Below are 12,397 nucleotides of genomic sequence, written 5' to 3'. Positions count from 1 at the left end.
GAAAAATTAGTTTTGTAAAGATACAAAGTTTGAAGGTTTTTCGAGAAAATTAATCATAGCGTCGTTTACAAATTTTGACTGATCGATACTCAAAAAATGACCCGCATCATTTATCATTATTGTTTTGGCGTTTGGTAGATATTTTTCTGCTCGTTCCAAACTTTCTTCCGAATTTATGACGTCTTTATCGCCAATTAAAACCAAAACCGAATTCTGAATCGACTTTAATTCGTCATCTGAAAAAGGTGTCATTTTGAGCATGCTGGAATTGGATTTTGCATATTTATTGGCCAAATAAAATTGTCTGTTATAAACAGGGCTGATTTTTTCCGGATGTGTAGAAAATGTTTTTAATGTTTTGCTGAATTTCTTTTCACTTGGAAAAAGTTTTAAAAGTAAAGCGGATGAAGTTTTTCTAGGTTTATCAATAAATTTAAAAGTCTGCGCCGGACTTAACAACACAATTTTATCAATAGAATTCTTTTTTTGAACAGCCAATAATGTCGCAATCCAGCCTCCGCGTGAAGCGCCAATAACATCAAATTTCCTCAATTTATAATGATTGAAAATTTCGTTGTAGCAAACCACAATTTCTTGAGATGAAAGCGGTTTTGTGGTTAAAGTTGATTTATTGGGTTCCATTAAAAAATCAATGGCATAAACGCGACGATTTTTGGCTAACGCTTTAATATTTGGATACCACATCGTAGAACTGGCGTCCATACCGTGAAGCAGAACAAGATCTTTTCCATTTTTTGGTCCAGAAATAATAACGTGGGCGGTTCCAAATGTGGTTTTTACATTTTCTTCTGTATAAGGAACCTCCCAAAGTTCAAGCGCTTTATCATAAGCCGCTGTATAATTATGTTTGTCGCTTTTGGTTTTAAAAACGTAATCATCAAATTTAGTTTCTTTTGAAGATCCACAACCAGCGAGTATTATAATAAGGAATAAACCAACGAACGTTTTTGCAGTACTCATAAAATTCAATTTACTTTAAAGGTACAACAATCTAATCGCGAGGCTATTTCAGAATTTTATCTGAAAGTATCATAATTTTAAGATTTATCATTTTTTGATGTCAGATAATAAATCTGTACAAATGTTAAAATGATATTCGGAATAATTACGGGCCAAAGCCATTGATTAAAATCGCTGTAGTCGTTTAAAAAAATACCATAAATGACAAAACAGATACAGCCAAACATATTAATAAACCGAATTGTTCTGAGATTTTTCAGCAAAAAACCTCCAACAATAAAAACAGATGCGAGATAACCAACATATTCTGCCATAGTCTTGATATTTAATTGTTTACACTAAATGTAGTGAAATGAAATTGTAATATCAAGAATTGGTGTTCAAAATCAGTGTTTTAAAGTTTCCATGATTTCTGTTCCGCTTCACTTAAAAAACTCCAGGCAACAATACGACTATTTTTTTGACCTTGCGCCATATCAATTGTTTTGATCGAAACGGCGTTTACTTTTTTCAGAATTTTGTAAATCGATGAAAGATTTTCTTTTTTTGAAACTAATGTCGTAAACCATAAGCATTGTGAAGCGTATTTAGCACTTTCGTAAATCATTTGGGTAACAAATCCGATTTCTCCTCCGTTGCACCATAATTCGGCATTATGACCGCCAAAATTCAGAACAGGATTTGTGTTTCTTTTTTCTTTTAAATTTGAAACTTTTCTTGAAGCGCTTTTATTTGCTTCTTCTGCAGAAGCATGAAAAGGCGGATTACACATGGTGAAAGTGAATCGGTCTTCGGGAATAATAATGTTTTTGAAAATAAATCGGGATTCAGTTTGTTGTTGCAAACTGATGGCATCGATTAGCTTTGGATTGTTTTCAATAATTTTACTGCAGTTTTCAATTGCTTTTTTGTCGATATCCGTACCAACAAAACTCCAATCGTAAATACTGTATCCTAATATCGGATAAATCAAATTTGCACCTGTTCCAATATCTAGGCCTAAAACAGAATTTCCTTTTGGAACAATTCCATTGTTTGTTTCTGCTAATAAATCGGCGATATAATGAATATAATCGGCTCTTCCTGGAATTGGCGGGCAAAGATAATTTTTAGGAATATCCCAGTTTTGAATATCGTAGTACGTTTGCAATAAAGCTTTATTAAGCATTTTAACTGCAAGTGGATTGCTGAAATCAATGGTTTCGATTCCGTGTTTGTTGATGGAAACAAAAGCTTTTAATTCGGGACAATTTGAAATCAGTTTTTCAAAATCATAGCGATTGCGATGAAGATTTCTTGGATGTAAAATGTTTTTTTCAGAATTGTCGTTTGCTTTCATTTTTATGGATTTCGAATGCAAAGATAGTTAATCCTTTTTTAGAACTGATTTTGTAAAACTTTCCATTAAGACCATTGTACAGATTCGTTGAAGTAGCTGTTAGCATCAGTACTTAAGAATTTCAAATATTATCCAGCCTATTCCGTAAGGCAAAATGATTGGTACTAAGCATATTAACAATTGGTACCAATTATCGGTTGACGTTGCATAATCAGATTCGCTGTCTTTCCATATTACATTATATTTTTTGGAAAAAATTAGATGGCGGTTGTATTCATTTAAAATTCTACTGTCAAAGTATTTATGTAAGATTAGAAAAATAAGAGGATAAAAAGTTATGAAAACACTTATTTTTGGGTTTTCAATTTCTCCAAATAGAGTTAAAAATGAAACTATTGGGAAAATGATAGAAAAATATAAAAAGTAGTCATATGTCTTTTTATTTCTAAATATTTTATGCCACGGTGGATTTATGATAAAAGCAAAAACAAATAGTATTGAAATTACAAGAGAAAATTTATTGATAATATCCATTATTTGTCCTTATTTAGATAGAGTATATGGTATTGATGCTAACGTTCCCGCGCTACAAGCAGGCTGGGATTAAAAATGCATAATTTTTCGGTTAAAAACAAATGTGCCAAATACAAACTATTTTCAAATTAAACCAATTGATCAGCTTGCTTGAAGCGTGTGTTGGCAGTAGTATTTTTATTTAGTTTCTGTTTTTATTAATTTTTTATTCTTCCAAGTTTCTATTTTCATTAGTGTTCCATTTTCACTGTAAAAATATTGTTTTTTTATTGGGAAATCATTTTTAAAAAGTCCCTCATATTTGACATTCCCGTTTTCAAAGTATTCTCTGTAAACTTTGTTTTTATTTCCGTTTATAGTATAATTCTCCAACTTTAAAAAACCATTTGGATAATATTCCTTATAATCTTCAATTTCTGTTTCGTTATTCTCTTTTACTATATTCTCACTTTTTAAATCTCCATTTTTATAGAATTGAAAAGTGTGAACTTTTTTAAAACTTTCAGGTTTTCCATATTCATATTTAAAATTTGAAGTTTCTATAATAATTCCATTCTCATTAAATTCTTGGGAATACATTAACTTTCCTTCGTTGTAAAATTCAATAGTTTCTAGTTTGCCTTCTTTGTTATATGAATAAAAATTTCCTTGTTGAATATTACAATGAAAATTAGCAGTATAACTTAAATTTCCATTATCATAATAATTTTTCCAAGTTCCGTGACGCTTTCCTGTTGCGATAGTATCTTTATCTTTTCCAACACCACAACCAGCTATATATATTCCTTTTAGGTTAGTTTTATATTCACAATTTTTGTAAAAGCCTTCAGCTTTTAAATTTCCATTTTCATAATATTCCTTATAAATGCTGTCTAAAGTATTGTCTTTTATATAGCTTTCAATTTTAGTTTTTCCATTTGGGTATTTAACAACATATTTTTCTTGCGAATAACTTTCCGCAAATATTAAAAGAAAAATAAGAGTCATTAATTTAGAAAATGTCATTCTGATTACGGGATTTTAATATTACTGCTAACGTTCCTGTACTACAGCGGGTTTGGGACTAAATTAAGCCCATTCTTCGGATTTGCCAAACCATCCCAAATACAAAACCATTTTTCCATTAAGCCTATTGCCTAAATCGCGTGTAGAAAGTGTTGGCAGGTGGACTTATTTCTATTCGTACATTTCGGGTTTTACAACATATTGAGTTACAAATTCTCCATTTTTATCAGAGTAGTAATAATTTAATGTTACTTTATTATCTCTGAAAAATTTCATTTCTGGATTAGTTTTTACGTTTTGTAAAACTCCTGGGAAAACGTATTTTTTCACTGTATCAATTTTTACCTCTGCTTTGGTGATTCCTACCAAAATATAGTTATACTGTACAGTTTTATTTGGTAAAGCAACTACGTTTTTCAAAGTTGTATATTCGTCTATATTCATTGGACAATTTTTGTTAAAGTCATTTGCGAATTCTACAAGTTGTTTGTCAAATGTTGGTTTGAAGAAGGATTGTGTTACAAAAAACATTATTATAAATCCAACTATAAAACCTATAGCTGTTTTCAAGTCAAATTTTCTTTTAGGTTTCGTGACTTTAGTCTGTTCAATTTTGGTTTTTACATTTTGGTCTTCTAAAAGTGGTAGTTTGTAACCACAAACCGAACAATATTTTGAATTTATTTCGTTTTCAGCTTCGCAATTTGAACAAATATTTTTCATAAATTTCTAATTTTTCTATATTCTTATTCGTATGTTATTTTTCCGAGTCTACCTGCCAACGTTCTGGCACTACAGCGGGTTTGGGATTAAATTAAGCTCTATTTTCGGATTTGCCAATCCCGATAGCTATCGGGACCCAAATACAAAACCAACTTTCCATTAAGCCAATTGCTCAAATCCGTTGTAGTAGCTGTTGTGTGCTGTTTATTTTTATCTCAGTTCAAATGAATGAATTATTTTATCCATTTTTCCAATTAATTTTTGCTTGTTCTTTATGTTTGTCCAAGACATTATTTGATAATAGTTCTCATTATCTTCAATTATTCCAAATCTGTAGAACACATTTTTATTGTTTTCAAGTTCTATTCCTGACATTGAAAAAAGATAGGCATTACAGTAATCTATCTTTGTTCTTCCAAAGTCATTTAACTCGAAATTTTTAGTTATTTCTTTAAAATGATTTGTAACTACTTTAAAATATCCGGTTAAATCTGGAGTTGAGTTATGTAATTTTAATCTAATTGCATTTTCAAATCCTTTTTTAGGTTCTTCTAATACAATAAAATATAAATCTTCTTCTTTAATTTGAAATTGGACTTTTGATAATTCGTTAAGGTTATTTGTTCTTTCAAAATCTGAAGGAACAATTATTGAATAATTATCAGAAATAATTTTTTGAGAATCATCATTTTTTACTTTCTGACAAGCAGTCATAATTAAAAGTGAAAATAATAATATTAGCCGTTTTTGTTTTTCGAACTTTATTTGAAACATAAATTTCTTTTTTATTTCTCCGTTTTTCTGATAAATAGCACACAACGTTTTGCAGATTTGCGATGGGCGGGCTTTCAACCACAAATGTTTATTCGGAGAACTGAACTTCCTGAAAGCACGGAACTGTCTCCGGAGAACGAAACCCGCCTATTGCAAATGTGATGTTAGCACCAGTTATTTTTTATTGTTCTCAATTTCAAGTCTTAGTTGTCTTACTGCCTGGATCAATCTTGGGATGTCCTGTCGAGCATGTGCTATAAAATCCTGGTCAGCATTCGTTGCGCCAGTCAAATAAATATCTTCTCCTCGGTATTTGCCGCAGATGTCGTCACCTTCTTTTATTCCAGTCATTATAAAGCTATCACCGCTCTCATGATTTCGTCCCTCAATAAATGATGTCCACGGTCCTTTTGTTGCAGCATTACATCTGTCTTCTATTTCTTTCAAATCTTGGTCTGTCATGTCTTCTATAATTGGTGCTAACGTTCTGGTACTACAGCGGGTTTGGGACTAAATTAAGCCCTATTTTCGGATTTGTAAAATCATTCCAAATACAAAACCATTTTTCCATTAAGCCTATTACCCAAATCCGTTGTAGTAGCTGTTACCAGAGGTTTTTATTCTCGGAACTTATATTTGTAATTGTTTTCTAAAATTTTTTGCTCTGTTTCTGTTAATCTCATAAAAACAATACATTGACCGTATCCATAATCACTTTCGCCAAGACATTCAACAATTCTTGTTTTTTTTGCTTTTATTTTTTCATTACAGACTTCAAATACTTTTGAGTCAAGCCAATCTTCAGAATATTTAGGATTAAATTTTATAATTTCATCATCCATTTGAAATTCTATTGTAATTGGCCCAGAAGGACTTTGCCATTTTTCCGTAATATTTCGAGGATTGAATGAGCCATTTGATAGATTTGAAAACATTTTAATTACGTCTACATACGCATTGTTTTCACCGCAAACATCAAATTCCAAATCTAAATAAACCATTTTACCTTTATCAAGACAAGCCAAGTCAAATTCATCTAATTCCATTCCAGGGTCATATTTTTTCTCAAATATTTTGGAATATTCATCAATTCTAATTGTATGCAATTCTTCTAATACTTCCTTATCCGTAAGTTTTTTAAATTTTTCAAAAAATCCACATTTTCTTAAAATTGAAATATTTTGAATAACATTTTCTTTCGAAATTTTCTTTTCAGAATTCATTTTATAGTTTTTCTCGGATTGTCACAAGAGATAAATATCAATAAAAGCAATATTATGTATTTCATTTCCGGTATTGTTTTCAAAATCTCTGGTAACGTTCTGGTACTACAGCGGGTTTGGAACTAAATTAAGCCCATTCTTCGGATTAGCCAAATCATCCCAAGTACAAAACCATCTTTCCATTAAGCCAAATGCCCAAATCCGTCGTAGTGGCTGTTACCTGCCGTTTTTTTTAATTTATATATTCATTTTTAGATTTAATTTTCCAAATTCTGTTTTTCGGAAAATATTCGTAGGTGACTATTTGATATTTCACAGAGTCAATTCTTTTATTTACCCGCAAAATTTTATTTTTTGTATCGAAAAAATATGGAAAGCTTTCCATTTCTTTTGATAACATATCGTTAAGTATAAATTTTTGATTTTCAGTTTGTACATAAAAATTATAGAGAGGTCCGCCATTTCCACCTTCTTCTCGTTTTATAGCCAAATCTTCTTTACCATCAAAATTGAAATCAGCAATAATAAAATCCCCAAAATCATAGTCATAAACTTTTATTAGAGAATTGACGGTCTTTAAATATGATTTATTGTTTGAGCAATTTTTAAAACTTTCAGACTTTAAGATGAATTCACTCTTAATGTCAATAGTTTGAATTTTGTTATTTTTTTGCTTGGAAAGGATTGTAATTTTAATTTCTGCACTACCAAGATTATTTTGGTCTGTTGACTTTGTAGAAATTTCAAAATCAAATTTCTTTGACAACATATTATCTCTGCAAGTTTGAGAGTAACTTGAGACGAAAACAAAAAAAGCGATGCAGTTTATTACATAATTTTTCATAGGGTCTGATAAAATGGCAGGTAACGTTCTCGCGCTACACGCAGTTTGGGATTAAATTAAGCCTTATCTTCGGATTTGCCAAATCTTCCAAGTACAAACAAATTTTTCCATTAAGTCAAATGCCCAAATTGCTTGTAGCGTGTGTTATATGCCGTTTTTATAGCACCCAACCGCCTTCAGTATTTTGTTTGTAATTACTTTTCGAATGTTCATAGACTTTTACACCTTTATCAATTAAAGCTTTGTGTTTTTTATGTTCTTTCCAAAACAAAATATTTGTCATTTTTAAGTTCGGTAATTTTAAAGCAATTTCATATAGTTTGTCTAGCAATAAATTTTTGTCTGATGCTTTAATATTTTCTGGGAATAAAAACAGTAGCTCTTCAAGATTTTCGAGAGATTCAATTTCTTTGATGTTTTCTATTTTTGATAAATTTTGAATTTGTATTTTTTTTAAGTTTTTTAATCCTTGAAAACTAGGCAAAGTATCCATAGTTGCCAAACCTTCAAAGTGTAAAAATTTTAAATTGATAAGACCATTCAGAAAGTCATAATTTTCAATTTGTCTTACTCTACTTATTCCTAAATATTCTAAATTTTTTAATTCAGATAAAGATTCTAATGATTGATAACTTCCAAACATTAACTTTAAGAGCCTCAATTTTTCTAAACTGCAAATCCAATTTACATTTTTAAGTTTTACTCCCCTTAAATTCAGAGAACTAATTTGTGTCAAATATTTAATGCTTTCAATTCCCTTTTTCATTCCATCTATATTAAGAGTTTCTAAATTCTTAAAAGTTTTGATGAAATCTATATTTATTGCTATTGATTTTGTTTCGCCTAAATGAAGTTTAGTAAGCTGCGATAAGATTTCAATAGGTTTAAACTCTTTTGTTAAATATGAGTCTACTCCAAATTTTCTAACATTTGGAATTTTATTAAGGAACGCAAAGTCAATTGTATCGTACCAAAATATTGTCAACCCAATTTCAGGATATTTTTCATAAAATTTATTTAAAGTTTCCCAAGTTTTTTCTGATGGATTTTTAAAAGAATAAAACTGTAATGAGTGTATATTTTTCTCTTGAATTAGTATTTCAATATCTGATTCAACCAAGTCTTGATAGATATTGATATTACCGCTAAAATTCCCCCACTTATCTTCTTTTTTAAAACTTGGTAAATTCATATTTTGTTGTTAAAATGGCATATAACTAGTATATATGTATGACAAAACCATACAAAGCCACTAAATTTTGGGTAGATATGTATGATAAATGTCGTACTTTATTTTTAAATCAAATATATGATAATTCTTTATAATTCATCAAAGGGACTTTTAATTTGTTGAATGTTTTTAGTACTTACATGCGTATAAATTTCAGTAGTTTTGCTACTACTATGACCTAATAATTCTTGTATATAACGCAAATCAGTTCCGCTTTGTAATAAATGCGTGGCATAGCTGTGGCGCATCCAGTGAAGGGTTACTGGTTTTGTGTTGCCAACTTTTTGAAGAGCTTGTTTTAAAACACTTTGTAAGCTTTGTTCTGAATACTTTTCGCCCGAACTTTGACCTTCAAACAGCCAAATGCTCGGTTTGTATATGGTATAATATTCTCTAAGCATTTCTAATATTTTAGGGGATAAGGGCGAAATTCGGTCTTTTTTGCCTTTAGCTTGTTTAATAATAACAATTCCTCTCTTAGAATCAATATCAGCAGGTTTTAAATTTAGAAGTTCACTTCGGCGTAAGCCACAACTATAAATCAATGAAAGCATTGTTTTGTGTTTGATGTTAGAATGTGCATTCAAAATCAATTTTATTTCTTCTTTACTCAAAACGTTAGGTAAAATTTTTGACCTTTTGGGGCGATGAATTTTGTCAATTTCAATTTTAGTTCCGCGTACTGTAGTGAAAAATAATTTTAAGGCATTGACGATTTGATTTTGATAAGAAGAAGAAAGGTTGTTTTTAAGAATATATTCGTTGTTGTAAATTAATACATCCTCATTGGTAATTTCGGAAATATTTTTTTCTCTATAAAATATCAAAAAAGATTTTAAAGCTTCGGAGTACGTTTTGATAGTGTTTGGACTGTATCTCTTAGAAGAAAGCCATTGAACGAATTTTTTTATTTGCTCAAAACCCTCCTCTGAAGGAAAAGAATGAGAAAGAGGAATTAAATGAAATTTTACCCTGTTTTCAGTCGTGTCAGGGAGATGCCAAACGCCTAAAGTTTGACTCCAACGCGAACCTGCCAACTTTTTTATTCGAGTTATTAATGCTGCATTTTTTTCAAAATAAACGGCAATTCTTTTTTCTTTTTTATGGATGATAATTTTAGCTTCCCAATTCATAGTTATATAATTTAGGTTACTAAAGTAAGAAAAAAGCTTCTTTTTTAAAAGTATGACCTTGGAATCAACATGCTCCAAAGTAAAATTTAATCAAAACATTCCATCATTAAGAGATCGCCTTCGCGATGTGATATCATTACAAGTCCGTCCTGTTCAACTGAATTACTGCTCCCAGTTCTGTAGCCCATTGTAAGCGTATCGTTTTGCAATTCGTATTTTAAATTCGTAGAATAAATGCCATTTACAACACCAATTGGAATAAGAGAAATTGGAGTTTTCGCTGTGTACCATTTCTCGAATTTTGCAGGCAGTAAAAATATTTTTGAGTGATCGTCGAGAATTACAATTTTAAGTAAATCGCGGTAACGAACAATATTGGTGAGATTTGTAATAGTGTGATCGGCACGTTTTCCGGTTGCCCAGACAACGTTTACAGCCGGAATTTTTCTTTCGATTAAATAATCAAATGCTTTTTCTAAATCGGTTTTATTTTGATCTGGTGTATGAACAATTTCTATAGGATATTGTGAAGCTTTATAGATTTCCGGATCAAAACCGCGGTCAAAATCACCCAAAAGCACATCGACTTTTATGCCCAATTCAATAACGCGTTCAATTGCAGAATCTAAAACAACAACCAAAGGCGACCATTCTAGCAATTGCCCTAATAATTCAGGATCACAGGCAGCTCCGTTAGCAATAATTAAAGCAGGTTCCTGATCGTCGCGAACTATATGATGTGATGACATATGGGGATTTTTGATTGTAATGCAAAGGTACGGTTAGAATTTAGATTTTGCAGATTAAAAATCCAGCAATCTTCTGTGGTAATTTATCTGTCCTAAATGATAGGCTAAATGCGTTGAAAGATGAACCAAAAAGAATCCGGTTGTCATTTCTTTTTCGAAAACAATCTGCGGATAAATGGCTTCTAAATCATTTTCTGTTAAAGAATCTAAGGCATTATTTACAACAATTAATGTTTCGTCGATTTTTTGAATCAATTCTGTTTTTGGAATGTCTTTTAAAGAAAATTCCAACGGACGATTTCGAACATAACCTGTTTTTCCAATTTCTGCCCCAATGTAAGTGTTGATATTTCCAATAAGATGCAAACAAAGATTTCCAGCCGAGTTTGAAATGTTTTTGTCAATTTCCCAAATTCTGCTTTCGTTTTTATACGATTCGATTTCAACTTTCAGCTTTTTTAAATCTCGTTCAAACAACGATTTAAGGGTTTCAATTAGCATAGTATTTTGAACTTATAGGGAATAATTAATTAAGGTCTGTTTTTTATAGGAATCCAGATTTCTTCTTCAGAATCGGGATCGTCTTTTTTGTATTTTTCGTCCATTACGGCAAAATGAGGTCTGTCGTCAACAGTATATTCAGAATTAGGAAGCCATTCTGCAAAAATAGTATGATAGGTTTTGTGACCTTCGCTTGCCGGGCCTTTATGAATAAAAACGGCATAAATTCCTGTCGGAATTATTAATTTTTCCATTTCTGGCGGAATCGCAGAGTAATTTTTAACTTCAACTGCAGCCCATTTTTGGAAAGTTTTACTGGCGTCAAAATTGTCAAAATAGCCATTTGGAAAAACTTCGAGTGAATATAAATTCGAGTCAACTGTATTTTTGATTTCTTTGCGTCTTGGCATAAAACCATTCCACAATTGAAAAGTATGATTTTCAATAAACGACATTACAATATGTTTGCCGACTAATTTTTTTTCGGTCAAAATTTTAATTTGGGCTTCCATTTGGCAGGTTTATTTTATCGTGAATTTTTTTAAATCGGTTTCGCTTAGTGAAAAATAACCAAGTGGATAATTTTCTTTATTGGTTGTGTTGATAATGTTTCCTTTTACTGTCGCAGGAGGCGATTGAAAAGGTCCACCAACGTTTGTCCCTGCAATACTTACCAGGATACTCATATAATTGTAATATTGCTTAGAGATTCCGAAGTGGGTAATTTCTATTTCGTCTCCAGGTTTCAATTCATCATCATCGGAAAGGCTGAAAAATTCATTTCCTTGAAAAAACTTATCTTCATCAACATAATAGTTCGATTTAATTTTACTTGAATATACATATTTATACAAATAGAAATTATCTGCATCGGCAGGATCATTATAATATGCTTTGATTTCGATGTCTTTTCCCGTAAAACCGCCTTCGTTATTTTGTTCAATATGTGTTATAGGTGCAACAGATTGCATTGTTTCAGTTGCAGTATAAGTTTGTCCGTTTACGATTACCGTCAAGGTATATTCCTGATTTAAAACAGGATTGAAATTGCTACAGATATAACGGCCAGTTTTTGGAACTTCATTAAAATTAAATTGCTCATTAGCACTGTTTTTTATATAAATTTTAGCGCCAGAAACTGTCGGAATTACGTTTTCAAAATAACCTGTTGTCGTGGTTAATTTTATGGTTTGCTGTCGGCCAGTAGTTCCTTTTTGCCAGTTTATTGCTGCTTCAATGACTAATTTTGGCGGAGCGGTATCTAAATCGACATCAACAACTTCTTCACAACTTGTGGCAAAGATGGAAACAAAAATTAGAATAAATAAAACTGCTTTTTTCATAATATGCTTTTTAAACC

15 protein-coding genes are annotated in these 12,397 nt (G+C 30.9%); all 15 read right to left on the bottom strand.

Features of this window, described 5'->3' with window-relative positions; all coding sequences use genetic code 11:
- Positions 1 to 6: 6 nt before the first annotated feature.
- Positions 7 to 981: an alpha/beta fold hydrolase gene (locus ACWA1B_RS09445; protein WP_456906238.1), complete on the bottom strand. Its 975-nt coding sequence runs from the start codon at positions 979 to 981 to the stop codon at positions 7 to 9.
- A gap of 77 nt (positions 982 to 1,058) precedes the next feature.
- Positions 1,059 to 1,295 carry a hypothetical protein gene (locus ACWA1B_RS09440; RefSeq protein ID WP_035649174.1) on the bottom strand — a complete coding sequence of 79 codons (237 nt, stop codon included), beginning with the start codon at positions 1,293 to 1,295 and terminating at the stop codon, positions 1,059 to 1,061.
- Positions 1,296 to 1,375: 80 nt separating this feature from the next.
- A complete protein-coding gene (gene rlmF, locus ACWA1B_RS09435) occupies positions 1,376 to 2,320 on the bottom strand; it encodes a 23S rRNA (adenine(1618)-N(6))-methyltransferase RlmF (RefSeq protein ID WP_456906236.1) in 945 nt (314 codons plus the stop codon).
- A gap of 711 nt (positions 2,321 to 3,031) precedes the next feature.
- Entirely contained in the window at positions 3,032 to 3,859 is an 828-nt protein-coding gene (locus ACWA1B_RS09430) for a toxin-antitoxin system YwqK family antitoxin (RefSeq protein ID WP_456906234.1), read from the bottom strand.
- 171 nt (positions 3,860 to 4,030) lie between these two features.
- Positions 4,031 to 4,582 carry a zinc-ribbon domain-containing protein gene (locus tag ACWA1B_RS09425; RefSeq protein WP_456906232.1) on the bottom strand — a complete coding sequence of 184 codons (552 nt, stop codon included), beginning with the start codon at positions 4,580 to 4,582 and terminating at the stop codon, positions 4,031 to 4,033.
- 210 nt (positions 4,583 to 4,792) lie between these two features.
- Positions 4,793 to 5,356, bottom strand: coding sequence for a hypothetical protein (locus tag ACWA1B_RS09420; RefSeq protein WP_456906230.1), 564 nt, complete (start codon positions 5,354 to 5,356; stop codon positions 4,793 to 4,795).
- Between the two features lie 174 nt (positions 5,357 to 5,530).
- On the bottom strand, positions 5,531 to 5,818 hold the full coding sequence (locus ACWA1B_RS09415; RefSeq protein ID WP_456906228.1) for a hypothetical protein: 288 nt from the start codon (positions 5,816 to 5,818) through the stop codon (positions 5,531 to 5,533).
- Positions 5,819 to 5,973: 155 nt separating this feature from the next.
- Positions 5,974 to 6,579 (bottom strand): hypothetical protein, encoded by a 606-nt coding sequence (locus ACWA1B_RS09410; RefSeq protein ID WP_456906226.1) that lies wholly within the window; start codon positions 6,577 to 6,579, stop codon positions 5,974 to 5,976.
- Between the two features lie 232 nt (positions 6,580 to 6,811).
- Positions 6,812 to 7,348: an XAC2610-related protein gene (locus tag ACWA1B_RS09405; protein WP_456906225.1), complete on the bottom strand. Its 537-nt coding sequence runs from the start codon at positions 7,346 to 7,348 to the stop codon at positions 6,812 to 6,814.
- Positions 7,349 to 7,580: 232 nt separating this feature from the next.
- Entirely contained in the window at positions 7,581 to 8,615 is a 1,035-nt protein-coding gene (locus ACWA1B_RS09400; protein WP_456906223.1) for a leucine-rich repeat domain-containing protein, read from the bottom strand.
- 128 nt (positions 8,616 to 8,743) lie between these two features.
- Positions 8,744 to 9,787: a site-specific tyrosine recombinase/integron integrase gene (gene xerA / locus ACWA1B_RS09395; RefSeq protein WP_456906221.1), complete on the bottom strand. Its 1,044-nt coding sequence runs from the start codon at positions 9,785 to 9,787 to the stop codon at positions 8,744 to 8,746.
- Positions 9,788 to 9,873: 86 nt separating this feature from the next.
- Positions 9,874 to 10,536, bottom strand: a complete 663-nt coding sequence (locus ACWA1B_RS09390; RefSeq protein WP_456906219.1) for a thiamine diphosphokinase — start codon at positions 10,534 to 10,536, stop codon at positions 9,874 to 9,876.
- 54 nt (positions 10,537 to 10,590) lie between these two features.
- Positions 10,591 to 11,037 carry a DinB family protein gene (locus ACWA1B_RS09385; RefSeq protein ID WP_456906217.1) on the bottom strand — a complete coding sequence of 149 codons (447 nt, stop codon included), beginning with the start codon at positions 11,035 to 11,037 and terminating at the stop codon, positions 10,591 to 10,593.
- Between the two features lie 29 nt (positions 11,038 to 11,066).
- The gene (locus ACWA1B_RS09380) at positions 11,067 to 11,549 is read right to left on the bottom strand and encodes a GyrI-like domain-containing protein (RefSeq protein ID WP_035649169.1); all 483 of its coding nucleotides are present in this window, start codon (positions 11,547 to 11,549) and stop codon (positions 11,067 to 11,069) included.
- A gap of 9 nt (positions 11,550 to 11,558) precedes the next feature.
- Complete coding sequence (locus ACWA1B_RS09375) at positions 11,559 to 12,380, bottom strand: DUF4249 domain-containing protein (RefSeq protein ID WP_456906214.1); 822 nt, start codon at positions 12,378 to 12,380, stop codon at positions 11,559 to 11,561.
- Between the last annotated feature and the right edge of the window lie 17 nt (positions 12,381 to 12,397).

It is taken from the genome of Flavobacterium xizangense (assembly GCF_054075145.1).
Note: the sequence above shows the minus strand (reverse complement) of the source record. Positions and strands in the feature narration are given on the sequence as shown.

What these genes read in the sequence shown, in the direction of transcription:
- ACWA1B_RS09445 (WP_456906238.1), bottom strand. Translation starts at nt 981, where the DNA reads ATGAGTACTGCAAAAACGTTCGTTGGTTTATTCCTTATTATAATACTC.
- ACWA1B_RS09440 (WP_035649174.1), bottom strand. Translation starts at nt 1,295, where the DNA reads ATGGCAGAATATGTTGGTTATCTCGCATCTGTTTTTATTGTTGGAGGT.
- rlmF (WP_456906236.1), bottom strand. Translation starts at nt 2,320, where the DNA reads ATGAAAGCAAACGACAATTCTGAAAAAAACATTTTACATCCAAGAAAT.
- ACWA1B_RS09430 (WP_456906234.1), bottom strand. Translation starts at nt 3,859, where the DNA reads ATGACATTTTCTAAATTAATGACTCTTATTTTTCTTTTAATATTTGCG.
- ACWA1B_RS09425 (WP_456906232.1), bottom strand. Translation starts at nt 4,582, where the DNA reads ATGAAAAATATTTGTTCAAATTGCGAAGCTGAAAACGAAATAAATTCA.
- ACWA1B_RS09420 (WP_456906230.1), bottom strand. Translation starts at nt 5,356, where the DNA reads ATGTTTCAAATAAAGTTCGAAAAACAAAAACGGCTAATATTATTATTT.
- ACWA1B_RS09415 (WP_456906228.1), bottom strand. Translation starts at nt 5,818, where the DNA reads ATGACAGACCAAGATTTGAAAGAAATAGAAGACAGATGTAATGCTGCA.
- ACWA1B_RS09410 (WP_456906226.1), bottom strand. Translation starts at nt 6,579, where the DNA reads ATGAATTCTGAAAAGAAAATTTCGAAAGAAAATGTTATTCAAAATATT.
- ACWA1B_RS09405 (WP_456906225.1), bottom strand. Translation starts at nt 7,348, where the DNA reads ATGTTGTCAAAGAAATTTGATTTTGAAATTTCTACAAAGTCAACAGAC.
- ACWA1B_RS09400 (WP_456906223.1), bottom strand. Translation starts at nt 8,615, where the DNA reads ATGAATTTACCAAGTTTTAAAAAAGAAGATAAGTGGGGGAATTTTAGC.
- xerA (WP_456906221.1), bottom strand. Translation starts at nt 9,787, where the DNA reads ATGAATTGGGAAGCTAAAATTATCATCCATAAAAAAGAAAAAAGAATT.
- ACWA1B_RS09390 (WP_456906219.1), bottom strand. Translation starts at nt 10,536, where the DNA reads ATGTCATCACATCATATAGTTCGCGACGATCAGGAACCTGCTTTAATT.
- ACWA1B_RS09385 (WP_456906217.1), bottom strand. Translation starts at nt 11,037, where the DNA reads ATGCTAATTGAAACCCTTAAATCGTTGTTTGAACGAGATTTAAAAAAG.
- ACWA1B_RS09380 (WP_035649169.1), bottom strand. Translation starts at nt 11,549, where the DNA reads ATGGAAGCCCAAATTAAAATTTTGACCGAAAAAAAATTAGTCGGCAAA.
- ACWA1B_RS09375 (WP_456906214.1), bottom strand. Translation starts at nt 12,380, where the DNA reads ATGAAAAAAGCAGTTTTATTTATTCTAATTTTTGTTTCCATCTTTGCC.